The organism is Pseudoalteromonas sp. M8 (assembly GCF_018141365.1).
Classification (GTDB): domain Bacteria; phylum Pseudomonadota; class Gammaproteobacteria; order Enterobacterales; family Alteromonadaceae; genus Pseudoalteromonas.
In genome coordinates, this window is sequence record NZ_CP047239.1 from 332,113 (window position 1) to 355,337 (window position 23,225).

Here is a 23,225-nt window from a genome sequence, read left to right on the forward strand (position 1 = left end):
AGAGCTTTTTCTTTAATGTGTATCCCACTTCTTATCCGCACTTTCCGATTCAAAGCAGCTGAAGATTTCCAAATAAGCTATTGAAGAGACTTACCTCGTATCAAAATGGCTCCATCATGAAACAAGCTGCACCGAGTGACAGCCAATATAAAAAGGCCTCAACATTTAGTTGAGGCCTTTTCAATGCTAAAACTGCAGTTAAGCTTAAAAACGATAGCTCAAATTAAGAGCTAGGTCATTTACATCATTTGCTGAAATGAAATAATGGCTATAATCGACTCCAAGTGATAATGATTCACTTAACTGATAGTGAACACCACCACCTATGTAACCGCTAGTACCGCTGTCTTCATAACGAGTGGAAAATTGACCATCCCGAACGCTGTTAATCTTGTAATCCCAATTAAATGCGCCCAAGAACATCTTCCCTACAAATTTGTCTGCAAATGGTTTTGAATAATTGAACTGCAACGCAAGACCCTCAGGCAAGACAGGAGCAACTCGTGCCAAAGTCATTTGGCTTTGTTCAGGATCAGCACTTAAGCCCGAAAACTCAACGCTACCTTGGCCAAGATCGATATAACGAAGTCCAATATGCCAATTGGGTATTAATTCGTAAAATGCGCCTATCGACCAACTGCTACTTTTCTCATCTAAGCTGACAACGTTTAGCTCAGTAGAATTAATTTCACTGTCTGCATTTGACTGCCCAAATGTCGCCTCTAACTCCCAATTGCTCGCCTGTGCCTGTGTTGTTAATAAACAACTACTACTTACTAATGCAAAGGCAGGTAAGAGTGATTTTCTGCGGCGAATCACCACCGCGCTGATTAATAGTATCAACATTCCTCCCATAGTCCCTGAGGACTTGTTAGTTATTGATGTAACTTGTTTCACCGCTACAGTGACATTTACTTGGCCTTCAGCCGTCGCACCAAACTCATCTTTAACAACATAGTTAATTGTATCTGTACCTTCAAATCCCGTTTTTGGTGTGTAGCTCAACGTACCATCGATATTGACGGCCACAGAACCTTGGCCTGCTGTTGCAGAAACAATGCTTAGCACGCCACCTTCAGGGTCACTATCATTTGCAAGTACATCAATGATAATTTTTGAGCCATTTGAGGTTGCCGTATCGTTCGCAACTTGTGGTGGTTGATTAGCAATAATAGAAACCGTTGCGGTACTATTACTCGATCCCCCCTGACCATCAGTGACACTATATTGAATAGTAGCATTACCCATAAATGCAGCTGGTGGTGTGTAATTCAGTTGATTATTTTCTATACTAACCACACCAAAATCAACGCTTGCACCAGTTATGGCGAGTACATCATTATCACTGTCCGTATCGTTTGCAAGTACGTCAATAACAATAGTTTGCCCCGAAGCAATTGTCACACTGTCGGCGTTAGCTATGGGTTGTGCGTTATCCGTAATTGGTACTGCAATTCCACCTGGGTCGACAATACTGCCATTGGCAATACCATCGTCATCATTTGGGCCCCCATCAACAATACGTAGTTGCACACACCAATCACCATCGCTAAGGCCTGCGCTCCATTCGTTGCTTCCAGGTGGTGGACAGAAACCTGGCTCACCTTGAGTTGAGAGCAACTCGTTACCTTCTCCAATCACAAAGTCTTGCCACTCACCGCCAATTAATTTGCGATAAACCGCATTAAGTGGGATAGGTTTGCGTTGTGGTAACACGATACTATATACATCTCCCGGTTGTGGTAACCCCGTCGCAATAAAGTCGAACAAACCACCTGCATTATTTGCATCCGGATCTGAAGGTAACTCAGACTCTAACAGCTGTAAGCCACCCGTATTATTCTGCGGTACAGTTGCACCTTTACGTAAGCAAACACCAGGATCACCTTCCACCAAGAACTGATTTGATTCTAATGCTTGTTCTTGCACCACATTACAATCGGTGATCGCATCCATGAAGTCAGGAATACCATCACCATCCTGATCGACATAGCCTTCTTGATCATCAGGAATTAAATCCCCATCAGTATCTTCTCCGGACAATAATCCTAATGACGGAACAACCTCAATAAACACGGTTCGAGATGTCGACAAACTGGGGGTCGCATTATCTTCTGCCGTAACCCCTACTTTATAAATACCCGTAGGTACATTTTCAGGGCTAAACTCAAAGATAAATGGATCATCCGATGTATTGACTAACACTGCATCTGGCTGCCAACTGACACTCACTTGATCATTCGGATTAGGATCAGCAACCAAAGCTTCTATGGTAACCACATCATTAGAGGCGGTAATTAGGCTACGCTCTTCACCACTTTGCTTCACGACCGCCGTTAAGCTTGGTGCCACATTCTGCTCAACAATTGTTACTGTTGAAGTAGATTTAGCGCCTCTGTTAACTGAGTCACTCAAGGAAATCACAATGGTTTCGTTATCTTCACTTATACCATCAGCAAAGATATTAAAGGTGATGGTAGCACTAGTACCTGCGTTTATTACCACTTCACCCGACTGCAAATCGTGATCACTACTATCGGCTGTACCAGTTACGGTATAAGGCACCGTTACTGGGTAACTTGGTGCTGTGCCATTTAGATACACCTTCACAGAATGACTACGATCTTCGGCAACTCGACTATCTTTTTGCAGCGAGATCAGAGGATTGACGTTTAGATTTTGACTCGCAGTGGCTTGTTGTCCTTGATTATCAGTTGTCTGCCAATAAACAATATGTTTACCAGGTGCAAAGATAGGTGTACCTCTAACCAATGATACTGGCAGTGGGTTTCCTGAGCTATCTGTAGCGACAGCAATACCAAGGTTCACTTTTGTGAATAACCCAGTTGCATCCACTGTTAAATCACTTGGCGTAGTGATTGAAGGAGCATTGCCGGTGCTTGTATTATTAATCGTAATACTTGCATTAGCCTTTGCTCTGGCTTTACCTTCATCTTCAATCATATAAGTGACAACAATTGGCCCTTGTGTATTTTGCACGGCTTGGTAAGTCAAGGTGTTATTTGAAATAAACGCAGAGCCTATCGATGCTTTTGCACCTATAATTCTTAGCGTTCCGCCATCTGGATCACTATCGTTGCTCAAGACTGGCAGAACATACTGATTAGAAGCCACAGCATCGAAGGTGAAACTGTCATCAACGGCAATAGGTGCATCATTTACGGAAGTTACTGTCATCGCGACTGAAGCCGTATTTGACTTAAATTCACCGTCTGACACTGTGTAAGTAAATACATCGGAACCATTAAAGTTTGGCAATGGTGTATAACTAAACACGGTGCCTTGAATTTGAACTGCACCATTTTGTGGCTGCGACACTAACTCCATTGTTAATGCATCACCATCTGGATCGCTAACATCTGCTGAGAAGCTTGTCGTTCCATCCTCAAGCACGCTTCTTTGCATATTGTTTGCAATCGGCGCTGCATTAACTGCCTCAACATTGATTTCAAATGCAGGTAAGCTTGCTTGCAAGGCACCATCGCTTACGCTAACGACAATATTGCTATAAGTACCTACATCTTCTCTAGTCGGCGTCCCCGCAATATTACCAGAGGACGTATCAAAGCTTGCCCAAGCTGGTAAGTTGGTCACAGCAAACGTCAATGTTTGAGAATCTACATCAGATGCCGTCGGCGTAAAGCTGTATGCGTCGTCTTGTTTAACACTTGTTGATGGCGTACCTGAGATAACTGGAGCGTCATTCACAGCGTTTACCACTATGCTGAACGCAGGCAACGATACATCAGCTTGGCCATCTGACACCGTAATAACAATACCGCTATATGTACCATCTTGTCCTTCAGTAGGTGTACCTGTAATAGCCCCTGTTAAGTCGTTGAAATTCGCCCAAACTGGAAGGTTTGTGACGCTAAACGTTAAACTATCACCATCTATATCCGTCGCCGTCGGTGTAAAGCTATATGCATCATCTTCATTGACAGAAGTTGAAGGCGTTCCCGAAATAACAGGTGCATCATTTACTGATGTCACGGTGAGATTCACTGTAGCCGCGTTTGAAACTAGCCCTTCAGTATCCTGTACCGTATAAGTAAAGCTATCATTGCCGAAGAAATTAGCATTTGGTGTATAAACAATATTACCTGTTGTGAGTACTTGTAGTGAACCGCCTTGAGGCTGACTAACAATAGCAACACTTGCGACATTGAGCTGGCTATCTACATCCGTATCGTTACCCAATACGTTGATTTCAATGTTGCCATCTTCAAGTAATTGAGCCGTATTGTTAACAGCAACTGGCGCATCATTAACTGCTGTGATATTGACTGTAACCGTCGCCGGATCAGAACGCAGCCCTTCACTATCTTCTACGGTATAAGTGAAGGTCAATATACCATTTTGGTCTTGTTTTGGAGTGATCGCGAGCACACCATCCGAACCAACTGTAACGGTTGCAAGGTCGTAGTTACCTGCACCATCGCCTTTATCTTCAAGCGCAATATCCGAACCATCAAAACCTTGGTCTTCAACATCAGAGTCATTTGCAAGAATTGCCAATGTTGTCGCGGTATCTTCGTTTGTTGTTACCGTGTCATTACCCGCTATAGGTCGGTCGTTTACAGCGCCAATATTGACGGAAATAGTCGCAATATTTGACTTCCCACCCTCACTGTCAAGAATCGAGTAAGTAAAGCTATCACTCCCCGTCTCATTGGCATTTGGTGTATAGGTAATAGTGCCATTATTCAAGTCTATTGCCGCTTGACCTTTACTGGGCTGAGACTCAAGTGCAATAGTACCAGTTGGGTTGGTATCTTCGACATCCGTTGCATTTGCTCTCACGGGCAATGCTGAAGTTGACGTGTCTTCGTCTATATTCGGTGTAAAGTTAGCCGCGACTGGTAAATCATTTACAGGTGTAATGGTTATACTAACCGTTGCCTCATTAGATTCAGCCAGAGTCGAGTCTTTAACCGTATAAGTAAATGAATCCGAACCATTTTCATTCGCGGTTGGCGTAAAGGTCACTACCCCATTAGTAACGCTTAACTGTCCCTTAGTCGGTTGAGTTTTGATAGTAACCGATGAGGCAACCATGTTGTTTTCAGGGTCACTATCATTAGCAAGCACATTCACTGAGTTTGAGGCATCTTCAAGCGTAGTCAGCGTATCATTCACAGCCGTTGGTGCGTCTTCAATCGCGTTCATATTGATTGTTACGGTGTACACCGGTGAGCTGGCATTAGCACTGTCTTCAACATGATAAGTGAAGCTATCGGTATGATTCTCACTCCCCCCATGAACATAACTAAAACTACCATCGGCATTCAGGGTTAACGTACCGTATTGCGGATCTGTGTCTTTTACTATCGTTAGACTATCGTTGGAATCGAGATCATCGTCACTCGCAAGCGACAGTAAGCCATTGTTGAAGTCCCGCGTTAATGTTGCGCCTTCATCTATAGTGAAGCTAGTGCTTTGCCCCGTTGGCGCATCATTGGTATTAACTACTTCAATATTAAATGCTGTGAGTGTATCGCTATCCGTTCCGTCGCTCACCGAAATTTCAATATTAGAAGTCGTGCCAACATGAGAGTCATCCGGAGTACCTGAAAGTTTACCCGTTTGCGTATCAAATGTTGCCCAACTTGGTTTATTCGTAATACTAAAGGTATGAGTATCGGCTGTGTCAGAATCAGTCAAGGTCGGCGTAAAATCGTATTCACTGTCTTCATTGACGCTCGTTGCCGGTGTGCCTGTGAGCACAGGGGCAACATTATACTTTTTAGTGACGGTGTCAGTTACTGCACTCGATTCATTCCCAGCGTTATCAGTTACAGTAACAGATAACGTCAATGTTCCTTCGTTTAATGAGGTGACATTAATTCCAGTCTCTTGGTGGGTAGTACCCGTTATAGATATTGCACTTGAGCTAGTTACTGAACTGCTACCGTCTGAGATTTCATAAGTAAAACTACCCGCTGATTCCAAGCCCGTTAATGTGAAGCTAAATGCTGTTTCATTACCTGCATTGATTAAATCTTGGTCAATCGCAGCTGAAATCCCACTTGGTGCGGAGTTGTCTAGCGTGACTGTCGTGCTCGCTGCGCTTGAGGTATTGCCTGCAGCATCACTTTGCGATGCCGTTACCGTCAATGTGCCATTGTTAAACGTGCTAACATCAAATTCTGAGCCACTTATTGTCCATTCGCCGGAACTATCAGCAGTGACAGTACGATCCAAACTATTCGCACCGTCATTGATAGTGACAACTACGCTATTTCCAGCTTCCGCTCCCGTTCCTACTATCAAAACATCATCATCTTCTGATGCATTTATTAAATCATCGCCTTCTATAGGCGTTGTGATCGCAGGTGCTGAAGGTGCTGAGTTATCCAATGTGATCGTGGTGCTAGCTGCACTTGAGGTATTACCTGCTGCGTCACTTTGAGTAGCTGAGACAGTCAATGTGCCATTGTTAAACGTACTGACATCAAATTCCGAGCCACTTATAGTCCAGGCCCCTGAGCCGTCCGCAGTGACCGTTCGATTAAAACTATTTGCACCGTCATGAATAGTAACGGTTACACTATTACCCGCTTCAGCGCCCGTTCCTACAATCAACACATCATTATCTTCCGCCGCATTTACTCGGCCATCACCTTCAATTGGTGTCGTAATTGCCGGTGCTGAAGGTGCTGTATTATCGAGTGTAACAGTAGTACTTGCTGCACCAGAGATATTCCCTGCTGAATCTGTTTGCGTCGCCGATACAGTTAATTCGCCATTACTAAATCCACTAACATTGAACTCACTGCCACTGATAGTCCAGTTCCCGCTACCATCGGAAGTTACATTTTGATTCAGCGTTGCTGAACCGTCAGTAATACTCACGCTAACAGTCACGTTAGCATCGGCACCAGAGCCAGCAATCAAGACATCATTGTCTTCAGCGGCATTAATTTGACCATCACCCTCAATTGGAGTCGTAATACTAGGCACTGAAACACTCGTATCAATGACCATTGATAAGCTATTGCTATTGGTAATATTACCGGCTGTGTCCGTTGATCGCGCTGTGATTGCGTGCGTACCACTGGTCATCGCCGAACTTGGGGTAATAGTCCATGCACCTCCCGCAGCTGTGGCTGAGCCAACAACGCCATCAAGATCGGAAATTAGTGTCACTGTGTCGCCCGTAGATGCACTTCCTGTGAATGTGGGCGTTGTATCATTAGTAATGTTATCTGCATTCGAGGAGCCAGTATCACTCCCAGCGGTCAAATCTGGCGTACTTGGCGCGGTAGGGGCTGTATTATCGATCGTTACGCTTAAAGAACTAGAGCTACTACTTACGTTCGAGCTCGCATCCGTGGCGGTCGCAAAAATCGCATGTGATAACCCAGCAGTCAACGGATCCGTTGTAATTTGCCAATTACCACCCGTTGCTGTGCCAGTACCAATGACCGTGGTACCTCCGCCTACCTGATCACTATATAATTTAACCGTCGCCCCGCTCTCAGCAGTACCACTGAAGGTTGGTGTGGTGTCATTGGTAATGTTGTCTGAGCTTGAAGCCCCAGAGTCTGAAGCCGCATCCAAGTCCGGTGTCGATGGTGCATTTGGGGCCACGTCATCGTTGACTGTTATCGTGAATGACTCTTGATAACTTGCGGTTCCATCACTCGTTTGAATACAAATAACATAGTCACCCGGAGATGTTGATGCTTGCGTTTGTAACGTAGCTCCTGAAAATTGGAAACTGCCGTTACCCGTATTTGCGCTACATGTACCACCATCGCTACTGCCAGCCGTAACCAAGCTATAGGTATGACTGTCACCACTTTCCACATCTGTGGTGCTGGCTGTCGCCACGGTCGCAGCAGTTCCGGTATTCGATTGGTCTATGCTTGTTGCTGTCAATGCAATATCGGTAGGGGCATCATTTACAGGAGTAATAGTAACTGCGGCCTGATTTGTACCAGTACTGTCTGCCGTACCATCATTAAAGGTATAGTTAAGTGTTACAGATGAGCTTGGATCCTCAGAGCTGTTACCATAGCCAATTGATTGCAATACATTATCCACTAGAGCAGAAGTAGCACCGCTGTTGAAAGTGAGTACCAGTGTGCCTGCAGAGTTAGTTGTTACTGTACCGACCTGAGTGCTATCGTAACTTAACGTGCCTCCCTGAGTCAGCGTACCAAGCAACCCTGTGTTACTAAAGATATCTTGACTGTTAGCGCCACCTGAGCGTGAGATTGTTAGCGACGCACCATCATAGTTACCATTTCCGCTATTAAGTGCGTCAAGTTCAGTATCTGAAATGGTTACATCGCTGTCTATCGCAATCGAAGTTCCATTTTCAGTAAAGGTATTACCACCATTTAAATTACTAAAGATAGGCTCATCATTCGCAGCTTCAAAGGTGATCACTGTATCACTGCCAGAGTCAGCGACCGTAAACGCAAGATCGTTCCCTGCGGCATTCGAGAGCGAAATACTTATTTCTGGGTTAACAAAAGTAGTAGCGTTGGTGTCCACCTCCAGCGTACTAGTACCATTAAAGCGAATATTGCTGGTTGATAATCCTGTTACGCCTGTAATTGTTATCTTATCTCCGATGCTAAGATCGGCTATTGTGTCACCATTTAAGTCACTTTGCGCTCCGACAAAATTATCGTTACCATCGTTACCTGTCATGGTATCTGTACCGCCGCCAGGACGTATAGTGTCTGCACCACTACCACCTGTGATCGTATCAGAACCATCCAAATCTGTTGCCGTTATTTCTAGCACATCACTAGAAAAGGCAGAAGCGTCTATGACTAAGTCTGACGTGATTGCACTGCCGCTGGCATTTGCAACCGATACAGTTTGACCGTCGGCATTAAAGTTATCAGTAAGGGTGATCGTTGCTGCGCTATTGGTGCCAATTGAAATGCCTTCAACAGCAGAAACCGAGGTGGTCGAGAAGTCAAATTCTCCACCATCCATAAGTTTTAATGTCTCACTGCCCGCCGCCCCTGAAATCGCTGTTGCAAAATCACTCAGATTGGCCGTATCAATCGCAACAGTTGCACCACTTGATAGACTAAGGTTTCCTATATTGAAGAATCCACCTCCAGTTACATCCGCACCATCTGACGCTAAAACAAGATCTGCTACGTTCGTGTCACCAGTTAAATCGCCAGTGTAGGTGCTACCACCGATATTAAACGTTACAGCATCATCGCTCGACGTTGCTGAAACATCAGTGGTACCGTTACTGATGGTAATAGTCCTAGTATTGCTAGAATCGTCACCAACACTATAAACTTCAACCGAAGAGAAAGTGGTGATATCCCCATCACCAGAAATATTGATAGTTTCTGATCCAGCTGCTGAAATATTACCAGTAAAACTTTCATGTTGAGCTACTGTCATGGAAACAGACGCGCCGGAGGCTATCGTTAAATTCCTGACCGCGTTTATACTTGCTGCCGTAATATCAGCACCAGAACTTAAAGACAAAGTATCGGCAGTGGTATTTTCGCCAGTAATTGTTCCAGTATAGGTAAGCGAACCTAAATCGAAGGTAATTGCATCTGAAGTTGAAGTACCAGTAACAGAATGACCCGCACTGCTCACGGTCACCGTTCTTGAATTGGTTGAATCATCGGATAAAGTATAATTTTCAAGCGCTGAGACCGTTGTAATATCACCATTGCCAGAGACAGTTAGAGAATTAGTGCCGTCGCCGGAAACCGAACCAGTAAACGATGACAACTGAGATACTGAAACTGTTGCAGAGCCACCAGTTGCTACAGAAAGGTTTTCAAAACCGCTTACTGACGCGCCTGCGATATTTCCGCCATCACTAATTGAAAGCGTATCTGTACCACTGCCTCCTGCTAGAGTGCCAGTAGCTGTGAATGTACCAACATTTACGGTGTCGTCACCACTGCTGCCTGTAACACTTTGCCCAGCAGCGCCAAGCGTAAAGGTATTAGCCGCTGAAAGTATGTAAGTTTCAATTGCACTGTTACCCGTTAAACCATCACTCACATCACTGATTGTAATCGTCTCGGTTGCCGCTGCTGTGATTGTTGAGAAGCTGTCATGCTGAGCTTCCGTCATAGTGACTGACGCATTATCACTTAAGGTCAGTGATTCGAAACCGCTGAGCGTAGCACCACTGATATTTGCACCATTATCTGCTTGTAGAGTATCTGTGCCTGCGCCAGCTGCGAGTATACCTGACGGCGTAAACCCGGTTACATTAACCGTGTCATCCCCGCTGCTACCCGTCACATTTTGTGCTGCTGCTCCCATGGTAAAGTTCATTGCAGCGCCTAACACATAGGTTTCAATATCGCTATCACCGGTTAGGGTTTGATCTCCATCAGCGCTAGATATTGTAAATTGGTTTGTACCTGAACCATTGATGGTAGTAAACGCATCATGCTGCGTTTCGGTCAGCGTTAAAGAACCGTCATTGTCTGGGGTTAATGTTTCAAAATTAGCTAGCGACGTAAAGTTAGCTAGATTAGAGCCAGTTACTACAAATAGTGTATCGGTACCTCCGCCCCCATCCGCAGTTGAACCAGCAATATGGCTAGTATCAGCAATAGTCAGTGTTTCATCGTCGCCAGTAAAGGTGATTGCTGGAGATAAGTTTGCGCCGTTTGTTGTATTAAAACCGGCTGCGGCACTGCTCGCAGCAGTAACATTACTTACGGAAATAGTAGCTGTACGAGAAGTGCTATTATCTGTGCCATCATTTATAACAACAGTTACAGTTCTTGCGGTTTCGTTGGGAGTACCGGAGGTATTGTTGTAAGTGATCGCCTGTAAGAAGGTTTGCACTTCTGACGCTGAAGCAGTTGCGCCAGTGATAGAAATTGTATCTTGTAGCGAAATATCAGAAGAACCCGAAATTCCCGTCAATGCATCTTGAGCGGATGCACTGACATTCAGGCCTTCAGATGCACCGTCTTGATCGTTAGTAAGACTTACCGTTATGGTGGTAATTGTGTCGCCATCAGCTTCCGTCACAGCAGCATTCGCGGCGATATTTACCGCACCACCACCTTCAGAAAATGAAGCACTACTATTATCGCTGCCACTCGTTGAATCTAAATCAACTGCAGGTGCGGTGTTGGCCGTCGAGAAATTAAAGGTAGTATCGTCACTGATCCCCGCAAAACTGTTTCCCGCAGAGTCATCAACAGCAGTTGCATCAATACGAATGGCGTAGTTGCGATTACCGGTTAGGTCATTAGTAGGGTTTATATAAATTTTATCATTTGTAATGCCAATACGACCTGCACTTGGGCTAGTCGTCGTACCGTCGCTTTCTGTCGCGACATCAAACACTTCAAAATCACTACTACCACTGACGTCACGAATAGTAATGTTACCAGTTCCAAGGGCTATATTTTCGTTGAAGTCAATAGTAATATTACTACTTCCTGAGACCCCTGTCGCATTGTCATTCGGTGTTGAGTTTCCACCATCGAACGTAGGTGCAACCTCATCGATATCTGTAACCGTAATGGTAATATTTTGTGTCGCTGTATTGTTGCTACTTCCACCGTCATTGGCAGTAACCGTAATATTGTAAATATTGTCGCCGCCATTGTCTCCCGGCGATTCATAGTCCGGTGCAGTCTTAAACGTGATGACACCAGAGCTTGAGTTAATATTGAACTGCGAAGCATCTGTGCCAGATAAGGAATAAGTGATCCCTGAGTCATTGCTACCGCCATCACCATTGTCAGCATTAACATCCAGCACTGTGCCCGTGCCATTTTCTGCAAAGTTAGTCGATGCACTGCTGTTAAAGGATGGAGGATTATTACTAGGCGTTCCTGGATCCCAATAACAAACTCCCGCAGGACAATTAGCCTGATTATAAGTTTCACAAATTCCTACAGGATAGCCAGGTAAGGGTGTACACTGCAAAAACTCGAGCCGCCCCCAATTTGGGTCGCGTGTGACCGTAATGGTTTTGCTAGTCAATCTTGACTGCACGTGCTCTAGCGCTTGCTGATTAACAGCGGTATGAGCCGCCCCCCCCTGTAATGTCTCTGCATTTGCTAGCGTTGATGAAGCCACTGCCACAGGTAATTGAATGGCTGCACTGCATAGCAATGCGGCCTTAATATGGGTTTGTAGTTTACTGTGCGTAAATACCATTGCGCTGTTATGTTCTGTATCCATAGTTTTATCCACATTTTATACCCAGAAGCTCACTTCCAAGGTAGGAACGACCTTTATCCAACTTGTTGTGTTATCAGTAGCTAACACAGCCGTTTAATTACTTTACTTACTCCGGTTGTCCAACGCTAAACCAGACACTTGAGCCAGCTTTTGTTTGACTTTACTTGCCGGTAATTCGGGTTCAGCGGCCAACAGCAGTGCAATCATGCCCGTACCATATGCAGCTGCGTAAGAAGTACCACCAAAACCACTGTATGCATTATTTCTTGCAATACCCCTAGCACTATAACCTGGCATCCAAGCACTTACCGATTTACCAAAGTTACTGAAGTTTGCCGGCATACCGCTGCTATTCATTGCGCCCACCACCACCGCAGACGCAATACTCGCCTCTGTGCTGTTTGCTTTAATCATCATCCCGCTGTTTCCAGCGGCTAATACCACTAAGCTTCCTTTACCGCCTCGGCCGGTTTGTGCTAAGCCATCAATGGCATCTTTTATTGGTTCTAGTAGCAACTGCGTTTGCCAACTCATGTTAATAACATCGGCTTGCGCCAGTTGCGCAATATGTAACGACTCCAATGTATGGCTTGTCCAGCTTTTTGTTTGTCTTATTGCAATAAGCCCTGCGTCGATTGCAAGGCCCGCCATTTCAGCTGGCAGCAAGTTGGTTGCTCTGGCAAAAATCACTCCAAGTACCTTAGTACCATGTTTATCAAAGCGGCTTTGCGGCTGTACGTCCTTGACTCTTCTTTCAATATCGTAGGTGAGTAATACCTTAGTTTTACTTAAGGCCTCATGTTTTAAATCAAAGCCATCATCGATAACAACTATTTTTACTCCCTCGCCTTGAGTCGATTGTTGTAGTTGTTTTTGCCACTTCTCTAACTGAAATAAACGAAAAGGTAAGCTTTTCATAGAATCTGATTGCGACAAGGTTTTTGTTAGCCATTGCGCAGCGTTATTGTTTTCAACTTCGAGCTTACTTTTTATTTGTAAAATATCTGGTTGAGCATATATTACCCCCTCCAAACCACTGGCAATCGCTAGTGCACCAGTCAAGCGCTTGGCGGACGCGTCTTTTAGCGATACCACCATAAACTCGTGCTCTGCAAATGGCCCAAAGGTGGCTAACTGACCCACCTCTATTTTTTGTTTTAAGGCGTTTGCAGCGTCACCGCCCATCCCAACCTTTATTTTTATGATTATTCTGTTACTCAGCTCTACCAATTGTTCTGAATTAGCAAACTTATACACACTCTTAGGTTCAGCGCTGCTCTGTTCAAGCTTTATCTTGTTGCCAAAATTAACAAACTCAATTCCCTGTGCATTCGTCGTACCAATAGATAAAACAACAAATATAAAGCACAGCACCAGCTTTAATCTTGTTAGATAAAAAAGCTGACAAACCTCTTTTTTACACATTGGTTACCACTCTTACAAACACCACAGTAAGTTACTAATTTAAAAGCTATAATAACACCCAATTACTGCCGTAAAATATAAGTATTAGTAAGGATCAGCACCAACAACAAGCCAATCTCTTACTAATACTTTGCGTCTTACTAAGCTAGTTCCTTGGTGGAAATGTACCATCTAGTGCCAATGCAAACCGAATCGCCAAAAATGGTTGGCGGTTTTCATGCCCCAAATTTGCCATGCCATTAGTACCAAGCGCAGTATAGTCCATCGCTATCTGCTCTTGCACATCAGGAGCGTTATCATAAATAGTACCAGTTGTAGACTGAGCGAGTAGATTCCCCTGCGCCGTACCGACCGTTCCGCCTAATGAAGTCGTACCATAAAAAGTATGGGTATGAGCAGGTAAGTCCGACGCAACTAGCACAACTTCATTGTCGCCTTGCTTTTCAGTTAACCAATTTGGTGTCAGGCCAGGACCTGTCCCCGTCCCCATCGGAACTCTACATTGTAAATCTGGTACCCCCATGGTGGTGCGACAATCACCACCAAAGTTACAGCCTATTACCGCAAAAAGTGCTGAATTTTGCGATATAGGTAGTAGCTGTCCTCCACAACTGGTCCACCACTCTGGTGTAAAATTGCATACAAACATTCGAACTTCACCTAAAAAACAATCAGCCATTCTTCTTCTCCTTAATTTCTAGGTGGATACATGCCATTTAGGCATATGATAAAATTAACCCCAAGGCTAGGCATTTTGTTTTCATGAGCCTGATTGCTTCCCGCAGAGGCAATGATGCCGTTATACATAGCTGAAGGACCATCACCATTCTGGGCCGTTGCTGGTTCACAGTAAATATTCGCTTTACCCAACACTTGCCCAGCAGGGTTTGTACCCGTAGCGGTGTTGTTACTTACCTGAAAATTATGGCTATGCGATGGTATTTGACTGATATCTAAGGTGACCGTTTCTACCCCTTTCATTGTTCCTATCTGTGTTGGCGTTAACCCGGGACCACTACCGAACCCCATAGGTAATCGACCCCGCATATCAGGAAACCCAAAACTACTTCTACCATCTCCACCATAAGTATTCCCAAGCAAAGAGAATAATGCTTCATTCCCTGGAATTGCGGTGATCTGTCCGTAGCAAAACGCCCATTTAAACGGCGAGTAATTGCCAGCAAACATCGTTATCTGTCCAATAAACCCTTCCATTTACGACCTCCTTAGTTTCGGCTCGGATAAATGCCAGTAAGTGCAATGGCAAAGTTAAGAGATAAGCTGGGTTGCATATTATTGTGGCTCTGACCGCCGCCAATGCTTGATACCGTGGAGCCCGAGGTATTTACCAAACTTGTGGCTGCGGCATATATAGGCTCTGCCGTCTGCGTCGCCATTTGGTTTGGTCCCGGAATGTTAGCAAGTGGGAAGTTAGCCGTTTTCGTACTTGCTTGCACATTGTGGGTGTGTGCAATATTTGCTAAGGTTAAGGTTACGTTTTCAGCACCACCAGCATTGCCTCTATCGTAACTAGCGTTTCCTAAGTCACCAAGCCCCACCGGCACTCTGCCACGAAAGTCTGGTAGACCAAAGGTTGTTCTACCATCACCACCATACGCGGTGCCGGTAAGAGAATAAAGCGCTGGATTTTGGCTAATTTGAATTAGCTGACCATTACATAAAGACCAATTTTTAGGTGCCCAATTGTAGCCATAGAGGGTAACCTGTCCAATATAGGGTTCTGACATTATTAAACTCCTTTATGCTTCTTTTTTTATGCTGATAATTATTTGATACTTGTCTTTTTCGTATGCAGATAAAAACAGTGGCATTTCACCCAACTTTTGATGCTTTAATGTATACGTATCATCAGTAAGCGGAAAATTTGATTTGGCGGTTAACGTTACAGAAAATCCTTCAAATTCATTACTGTTTAGCTTGCACTCATCAATAGCATCAACTTGCAACTCGTTTAGCTTATGCTTGCCATCGGCCGTAAATACTTCAACATCCTGACCGATTAAGTCTTCAAATAAACTACTAGTTAGTTTCACAACACTTGCTCCTTTGCTCATTAAGTTAGACTCGCTCTTGTTAACTAAAAAACAGTTATTAATACCAATGATCAAGCGAGGCGCTTTATTACCTTTCGTTCATTACCCCTCTTTTTAAATTAACCTAAAACTATATTCCTCAACGCTGGCGGATACCAAATTAGTAACTCATAAGGAGCCTTAATTGATTCAATTTTAAAGCCTAGCTTCTGATATAAACGCTTTGCATCGTAATTATTTTGCAATACCGACAGAGTCATCGGCACGCCGGATTGAGCAGCAGCTTGCTGGAAAGATTGAACAACTGCTGCACCGAGCCCTAATCCACGAGCTTGAGGTATTAAAGCAATTTCTATTAATCTCACTTCATTATTACCAAAGTCAATTGTCGCCTTGCCTATTCGCTCATGGTGTTTTTCAATAATGAAATACATAGCGTTTGGAAATTGATCTCCATAGCCATTACTTTGCGCTTTAAACTGCATTTCAATAATTGACTCTATAAAATCCTTATCTCCATCAATCAACTGCAAATCTTGCCGAGTGCTATGGTGTAAGCTTTCCAGAAAGCCTTTATCTTCTGGTTTTGACGGTCTAACATATAAACCATCTGGAGGCGTAAACTTCATCACTCTTACCTTTATATTTTAACTATAAAAACCAACTACTTTTCGATTAATAGCACCAACTAATTTATCATCAAGTCGATTACCAATTTTATCAAGCAGCCAAAACTCAAATTCCTCAAACAACCTAAACCGATACAAGGCTTCTAAAACCAATTCTAAACTTAACTCAAGTTCACCCCATATTTGTGTATCCAAAGACCACTCACATTCATGGTTGTTAATATCAAGCTTATTTACTTTATTTAATTGGCATTTAACGAAGATACGTTTAATTTGGAAAATTCCAGACTCACCCACCTCATGATAAGCGGGAAGATTTGGTAAACTTTCATCAGGGAAGCTAAAGATGAACTCAGGTATTGGATCGTCAATATACTCAAAAGTAATCCGATCACCGGCCTTTAGATTTTTATCTTGGTACTTAATTGGTAAATTCAAGCTGCATTGGTTTTCGGTGAGTCTATGCTCCCTATAGACTTTGATTTCCGTTTTCAATTCCAGTGTATGATAAACTTTCCCGCAATCCGGTACCTCAAACGAACCAGATAAAACATCTAGATTATTCTCATTGAGTGCGCTTGCTGTGTTTTTATCGAGACGGAAAAACGAACCAAGCTCAGCTGGGTTGACTCTTTGCTCACTTTTCGTCAGAGAACTTGGATTGCATAGCCAAGCAGTAAGCTCAATTTCTTGAGGTATGAGCTCTCCATCTGGCTTTAAAAACTGTTGAAGGTGGCTAAAAATCCATACTTGAGGCTCTCTGCGTAATAAGGTATTCATGGTCTCGGAAATGATGAGATCAAACTCTATTGGTTCTTCAGGTAGCCAAGTTGTTGCATCTGCGTGCACTATACGTTTCACCATATGAGCGATATCAAGTTTAGTTACCAGCTCATGTATTGCTTGCGTATTTTCTGGATGAATATCTAAAAGTGTTACTGAGACTGGACTCGTTTTGTGGAGCGCGAGAAAAGGTAATAGTAATACACCATATGGCCCGGTCCCTGCGTAGAGGATATTTATATTATCTTGCTGATTGATTTTGTCTCGTATCGCGCTCGCAACGCCCTGCATAAATATCTGACTACGTAGCGTTTCTAGTAAACATTTAGCTGCCTGAACAGGTGAAATCGCGACCCCTTTGTCAGTGTTTATATCAGACCAATCATTCATATCGAAGTCAGTGGATACGCCTGTTAGTTCAGCTAGAGCCTCAGACATAGATAGTGCGTGAGGTCTATTTAACCCAGCATCAATATCATTTAGGAGCAAAGCTTGAGAGTGCTCTAGCAATTTTTTTACTTGGTACACGCTGCCAGACGTCATTACAGATCCTTCAACCTATTATTTTTAAATCGCTTGCTAACGAAACACACTGCATTTTTTTAGCTTGTATACTCTTCACAAGGAACGCCCATTGACCCTGACTGGCAATCTAATAACCAATCATTTACTTTGCAATCAATAACGATATTGACTCTATCAAGGTTTCCTCGGTTAGCGACACTGTGTATTTTGTCCGCATTTATGTACCACACCTCTCCTTCTTTCATTGGTACTTGCATACCATCAACGACAAACTCAAGAGCAGTGTCGATGACCAAAGGTATATGAAGTCTTGCTTCACCATTTTCGATACAAAGGCCGCCATCTCTGTGAGGTTTTATAAAAGCACCTGCTTTCAATCGCATGATTCTTACAGAGAGAACTTCACAGGGGAAATTATCAACGAATGATTTAAGTAGCGGCTTTTCTTCTAATATAGGTAAGTTTTGCCAGTGAGTGCCTGACTCAATCGCAAAGTTTTGTAAGATCGGGTGAGCAGATAAATGCTCTGACAAACAACGCAACGCAACTACGTCCCACCCGCCGTCGTAATTTGCTTTATTTACATGGTCAGTCCAGGCCAGCTCATTCAGCGTCCCAAGCTCGTCGAGTACTTGTTGATGTTCAAGAAAAATTGGAAGCTTAAAATAAGCTAACCGTTCCTTACTATATGGCATAACCATCCTTAAGTTCACAGATAACTAACCTAACGTAACTCAAGCTCCAAACTGCTTAAGTGGCAAAAAAGTAAAATCCGATCAAGCCCTTACTCAGCTTAGTCCACCTCGATAAAATTGCGAATATTTTGATCTAATTTCCATTGGCGATCTGAAAACTTCCCACCATTGATAATAATCTGATTAGCGCCATCGATACTTGTAACTGTGCGTTTTTGCTTTTGACTCAATGTATAGTTTTTTAAAAATACTCCATTGCTTTCAAAAACTTTGATACTAGAACTGCCAGAATTCAAAACAAATAACTGATTAGACTTACCAATGGTGATGCTCTTTGGACCATTAAGTTGATAGTCTTGCTCAATTCCGAACTCACCAAAAGTGCCCACTATTTCACCGCTAAAGTCGGCTAACACTATGTGGTGCTTTCCAGGTTGCAATAAATAAAGCTGTTGTTGTGTCGGATCTACAGCAAAATCTTTAAGATCGCTAATGTATTTAGGTAAAGGCAATTCATTGGAAGCAGGGTTACCCTGGGTATCAAAAACCCTGATCACCCTCTCATGTTCGAAGTAAACGTAGAGAGAATCTCCGTAACGCCTAATTATATTGGCTCTTTTTTTAAAAGAAACTCGTTCCCCTGAAGGGCTTAGAACATCCCTGATAGGTACTTGAATACCGAGTTCATTCAATAGATTTTCAGGAAGCCTTTCCGTTGTATCTTTTGATACTCCAGAAGCAGTGAAGCTTTGTCTAGCAAAACTAACAGGAGGCAAGACTGATGCAACCGTGAGTGCTGCACCAGCAAACATAAACGTTCGGCGTTTCATTCATTTTTCCTTTTTATTCTTATAGGTAAAGTATGCCAACTTTTTCGAGCAGAAGGAATTACACTCCATTACAAGCAATATTCCAAAAAACTCACCCAAATAAAAATACAATATTTTCAAAAACTTATAAAATCCCACAGTCAACCCAGACTGTTAATTATCCAATTTTAAAAAACAATTAAAATTCTCATGCTAGACAAGTATTTACATTCCAATTACCCTATACCATTAACAAAAAATAAGAATTAGTAATCATATGTCTCTGACACAGTTTTCGGATAGCCATATTGTCGATGTATTCCAGTCTGACAAATACCAACTACTTGAAAAAATTGGAGAAGGTGGATTCGGTAAAGTTTTTAAGGCGCGCCAAATAAACACAGGGCAAATCGTTGCACTAAAATTTTTGGCGTTAGAACCACAACTAGAAGCGACGAAAAAACAAAGATATGCAGAACGTTTCAATCGTGAAACCTTACTTTGTAGTCAATTAAACCACCCAAATATCGTACGATTATTAGATAAAGGACAATTAAATGAAAATTTAATGTTTGGAGTCTTCGAGTATGTGGAAGGACAAACATTAAGGGACTATCTAAGTCAAAATGGCGCGATTGATTCTGTGTATGCAACCGACATCATGTTGCAGGTGCTAGATGCACTTATTCATGCCCATCAACAAGGCATCATTCACAGAGACATAAAACCAACCAATATTATGCTAAGCCAATCTGGTGCTAAGACTTACGCCAAAATACTTGATTTTGGTATCGGTACACTTGCGCAAGAAAGCCGCCAACATGACTTTGAAACAATCACGCTTACGCAAGAAACATTGGGCACGCCTTCTTACAGCGCACCAGAACAATTACGTGGCGAGCCAGCTTCTGCCAAATCAGATCTTTATGTATGGGGTCTGGTATTCTTAGAATGTTTAACTGGCGTGCCTGCGGTAACGGGCACTAGCGTCGCATCGATTTATCACAAACAATTAAGCGATGTACACATTCCAATTCCAAGCGCCCTACTTGGCCACCCCCTTGCGGGACTGCTTAGGCGTGTACTCAATAAAAGTGCGTTGGAACGTGTGATCACTGCAACCGAGGCATTTTCTGAACTTGCTCGGATGAACGTATCGAACCTTGTTGGTGTGCTAAATGATGTTAAAGCCCAGCATGGTTACGACGAAACCACAGTAATGATCCGTGATGACGATCCTAATCATCGCGCCATTCAAGAATATACTGCGCTTACCGAACGCAAACAGCTAACCGTTCTTGCGGTAAGGTTAAGTGTCAAAGCACTCGACAACAATGAAAAAGACTTCGATGTCATAGACACGGTTTATAAATCTCAACGCAATCACTTTATTGATATCGCGACTCGTTACGGCGCTTATCATGTGGGTAATCTCGCCGATACCAGTTTGTTTTATTTTGGCTACCCCGTTAGCAGCGATAATGATGCGCGATTATCTGCCCGTACCGCACTTGAAATGATAAGCGAGCTTGCGAAGCGTAACGCGCTAATGCAAGAAGCTCACAGAGTCGCGCTTAACGCCCATATAGGCATTCACACTGGGATATTTATTACCTATGCTAATGCCGTACCTGAAGGACATCACGCGAATATTGCAGCAGCACTCTCCCGTGAAGCTGGCGAGCGCCAAGTCTTATGTAGTGCAGAGTCACGCTCACTCCTTGATGCTTTTTCTGAATTCAATCTGTACGGCCAAGTACAAATAGGCCCGTTATTTGAACTAACGCCGGTTTATAACTTGCAAGGAGAACGTCGGATCGAAGCGTTTGGCTTTATGCGTGGTACAAAGAACCATCACGAACTTGTTGGTCGTCACATTGAGCTTGAACAGACACTTTCACTCATTAATAACGAGGTCGAAGGTGCAACCCGCATCGCTCACATTCATGGTGAGGCTGGCATAGGTAAATCTCGGCTGCTGCAAGAAATTCGTGCTAATGCACCGCAATATCAACATTTAGTCGCCCAGTGTTTACCAGAGCATCAAAATAATGCTTTGTATCCAATTTTAACGCTGGTCAAGTATCTATTTAACACCGAGCAGCTAGATGCTCATTCAGCCAATACCGTTTTTAGTTATGTATTATCCAACATGGATAGTAAGCTCGATTTAGCACAAGCTATCCCTGTGTTGCTAGTTTGGCTCAATATCTCACTTGATGATGAAATCACGCCTTCTACACTTTCTCCCGATGAGCAAAAGCAAGTGTTGTTTAAAGGGCTTTGTGCATTGTTATTGTCAAATCGCCATGGACTCAGCAAGTTTAAGCTCTACATTATCGAGGACATTCACTGGGCAGATAGCACCACCTTAGAGTTTTTACATCACTTTGTCGGTGCGCTCGCTTCAGGTGATGTTTTACTAAGCACTTCAAGACAAGCGGTACCAACTCAGTTAAAAGACCTCACCTTAGTGGATGTTTGTCTGAAAAAACTAACCGAAAAAGCCACAGAAGATTTTATCATTAATTTGTTTGATGGCCGCCGAGTGTCAGAGCAAGTTCTCAAATTACTTACCAGCCGCACCGACGGGATCCCGCTATTTATTGAAGAACTCGTCAACATGCTTAAACAAAAGGCATTAGTTGGAGATAAAGGCGGAGAGATTGACTTCCTCGCACCAGATAAACTTGACCAAGTACCTACGAGTTTAAGGGAGTCATTACAACAAAAACTAGATAGCCTTAGTCACGCCAAAGAAACAGCCCAACTAGCAGCCACAATTGGCCGAGAGTTTGAATATGATTTACTCGTTGCGGCATCTTCTTTAAGCGAAAACCAGATCCAAAACGACTTAAATGAGTTGATAGCAAACGACCTTATTGTGCAGCAACGTCGTGTTGATAACGATAGCTATATTTTTAAACACGCTTTGGTACGTGATGCTGCCTATGAAAGTATGGGTAAGCATGAATCGCATGCACACCACATGAGTATAATTGAGGTACTCAACAATACAGGAATGAGCCAAAAGCAACCACTGCTTACAACCCACCATTTAGCAAAAGTGGGAGAGCATGATGCGGCTGTTGAATTATTACTAACATCAGCAAAAAGCGCCGCTGCGATTTATTCTGTCGCAGAGGCCAGTATTTACTATGCAGAGGCATTGAATTTCTTCCAAAATGGTTTAATCGATAACCAGCCTTTACTCCATAAGATTAAAAATGCACTTGCCTCATCTAGGATTGCATACAATGGTTGGCTAGATACGTTGGCAAAAAAGCACGTGCTTCAAAATATCAGTGAACTCGCCACAATTTTAGACCCTAAAGAGCGCTTCATTACGATGAGAGGCGAATGGCTGCACGCCTACGCTACCGGTGATATTTTAAAAGCTCATAATATAGGATTACAGCTGCACGAAAACAAAAGCGAATATCCACCTCACCAACACCCAGTGATCTTCGAGCTTTTATCGCAATCCTACTTTTCACTGGGGGAGTTTGACAAAGTAATAGCGCTTGTCGATACGTTACCAAAAGAAGGCTTTTTCGATAATAGCTCTCAAGCCATAACTGATAATTACGGCTTTTGCTCTGAACTCACTTGTATTGCTTTTAAAGCTCTATCACAGTTGCTCACTGGTAAGGTTGATTTGGCACAAAGCGCTATGAATAATTTAGCTGAACTTTCCAAAGATATAAATATAAATGATATTAGCTCAGCAACAAATGGAATATGGGCGTGGTTTAAGCTAATACATGCTTCAATACAAAACGATTCCATTAATTTTAAAAAATATCAAGATGAAGCAAAATATTACTCATCAACAGGGGTAAGCCTTGCAAAAAACTCTAATAACGCTGGCTGGTTGGGTTATAATAATATGCTCAACTACTTGGCAAATTTAGATGATATAGATAGTTTACAAGAATTCGAAGAAAAAATATCAAGCTTTGCTGGGTATCGTTCACATCGAACTTTTTATTATTACTTTTTATATAAAGTATTACTATTTAATAAAAACACAATGAAAGATGATGCTTATAATGAATACTTAAATGATAAGGCTAGCACTAAAACCTTATACCTCCAAAACTATGAAAATTAGGAAAT

Annotated in this window: 11 protein-coding genes; 1 reads left to right on the forward strand and 10 read right to left on the reverse strand. The window is 43.0% G+C overall.

Translation table 11 applies throughout. The annotated features are described in order from the left end of the window. Positions 1-204: 204 nt before the first annotated feature. The 10 genes from GSF13_RS01385 to GSF13_RS01430 all read right to left on the reverse strand — a co-directional run bounded on the left by GSF13_RS01385 (position 205) and on the right by GSF13_RS01430 (position 19,127). Positions 205-12,186, reverse strand: a complete 11,982-nt coding sequence (locus tag GSF13_RS01385; protein ID WP_211865742.1) for an Ig-like domain-containing protein — start codon at positions 12,184-12,186, stop codon at positions 205-207. Positions 12,187-12,288: 102 nt separating this feature from the next. Beyond that, positions 12,289-13,611: a S8 family serine peptidase gene (locus GSF13_RS01390; protein WP_211865744.1), complete on the reverse strand. Its 1,323-nt coding sequence runs from the start codon at positions 13,609-13,611 to the stop codon at positions 12,289-12,291. A gap of 145 nt (positions 13,612-13,756) precedes the next feature. Beyond that, positions 13,757-14,290, reverse strand: coding sequence for a tail fiber protein (locus GSF13_RS01395; protein WP_211865746.1), 534 nt, complete (start codon positions 14,288-14,290; stop codon positions 13,757-13,759). Positions 14,291-14,301: 11 nt separating this feature from the next. After that, complete coding sequence (locus GSF13_RS01400; RefSeq protein WP_211865748.1) at positions 14,302-14,826, reverse strand: tail fiber protein; 525 nt, start codon at positions 14,824-14,826, stop codon at positions 14,302-14,304. A gap of 11 nt (positions 14,827-14,837) precedes the next feature. Beyond that, positions 14,838-15,359 carry a tail fiber protein gene (locus tag GSF13_RS01405; RefSeq protein WP_211865750.1) on the reverse strand — a complete coding sequence of 174 codons (522 nt, stop codon included), beginning with the start codon at positions 15,357-15,359 and terminating at the stop codon, positions 14,838-14,840. A gap of 12 nt (positions 15,360-15,371) precedes the next feature. Beyond that, a complete protein-coding gene (locus GSF13_RS01410) occupies positions 15,372-15,665 on the reverse strand; it encodes a hypothetical protein (RefSeq protein WP_223192109.1) in 294 nt (97 codons plus the stop codon). Between the two features lie 119 nt (positions 15,666-15,784). After that, complete coding sequence (locus GSF13_RS01415; protein ID WP_039494928.1) at positions 15,785-16,294, reverse strand: GNAT family N-acetyltransferase; 510 nt, start codon at positions 16,292-16,294, stop codon at positions 15,785-15,787. A gap of 18 nt (positions 16,295-16,312) precedes the next feature. Next, entirely contained in the window at positions 16,313-17,620 is a 1,308-nt protein-coding gene (locus GSF13_RS01420) for a class I SAM-dependent methyltransferase (RefSeq protein WP_211865752.1), read from the reverse strand. Between the two features lie 59 nt (positions 17,621-17,679). Continuing rightward, the gene (locus tag GSF13_RS01425) at positions 17,680-18,297 is read right to left on the reverse strand and encodes an aspartyl/asparaginyl beta-hydroxylase domain-containing protein (protein WP_010377783.1); all 618 of its coding nucleotides are present in this window, start codon (positions 18,295-18,297) and stop codon (positions 17,680-17,682) included. Positions 18,298-18,395: 98 nt separating this feature from the next. Next, the gene (locus GSF13_RS01430) at positions 18,396-19,127 is read right to left on the reverse strand and encodes a hypothetical protein (protein ID WP_211865754.1); all 732 of its coding nucleotides are present in this window, start codon (positions 19,125-19,127) and stop codon (positions 18,396-18,398) included. Between the two features lie 256 nt (positions 19,128-19,383). On the opposite strand from GSF13_RS01430, the gene GSF13_RS01435 reads away from it, so the two are divergent. Further along, the gene (locus GSF13_RS01435) at positions 19,384-23,220 is read left to right on the forward strand and encodes a TOMM system kinase/cyclase fusion protein (RefSeq protein ID WP_211865756.1); all 3,837 of its coding nucleotides are present in this window, start codon (positions 19,384-19,386) and stop codon (positions 23,218-23,220) included. The last annotated feature ends 5 nt before the right edge of the window (positions 23,221-23,225 follow it).

What these genes read in the sequence shown, in the direction of transcription:
- GSF13_RS01385 (WP_211865742.1), bottom strand. Translation starts at nt 12,186, where the DNA reads ATGGATACAGAACATAACAGCGCAATGGTATTTACGCACAGTAAACTA.
- GSF13_RS01390 (WP_211865744.1), bottom strand. Translation starts at nt 13,611, where the DNA reads ATGTGTAAAAAAGAGGTTTGTCAGCTTTTTTATCTAACAAGATTAAAG.
- GSF13_RS01395 (WP_211865746.1), bottom strand. Translation starts at nt 14,290, where the DNA reads ATGGCTGATTGTTTTTTAGGTGAAGTTCGAATGTTTGTATGCAATTTT.
- GSF13_RS01400 (WP_211865748.1), bottom strand. Translation starts at nt 14,826, where the DNA reads ATGGAAGGGTTTATTGGACAGATAACGATGTTTGCTGGCAATTACTCG.
- GSF13_RS01405 (WP_211865750.1), bottom strand. Translation starts at nt 15,359, where the DNA reads ATGTCAGAACCCTATATTGGACAGGTTACCCTCTATGGCTACAATTGG.
- GSF13_RS01415 (WP_039494928.1), bottom strand. Translation starts at nt 16,294, where the DNA reads ATGAAGTTTACGCCTCCAGATGGTTTATATGTTAGACCGTCAAAACCA.
- GSF13_RS01420 (WP_211865752.1), bottom strand. Translation starts at nt 17,620, where the DNA reads ATGACGTCTGGCAGCGTGTACCAAGTAAAAAAATTGCTAGAGCACTCT.
- GSF13_RS01425 (WP_010377783.1), bottom strand. Translation starts at nt 18,297, where the DNA reads ATGCCATATAGTAAGGAACGGTTAGCTTATTTTAAGCTTCCAATTTTT.
- GSF13_RS01430 (WP_211865754.1), bottom strand. Translation starts at nt 19,127, where the DNA reads ATGAAACGCCGAACGTTTATGTTTGCTGGTGCAGCACTCACGGTTGCA.
- GSF13_RS01435 (WP_211865756.1), top strand. Translation starts at nt 19,384, where the DNA reads ATGTCTCTGACACAGTTTTCGGATAGCCATATTGTCGATGTATTCCAG.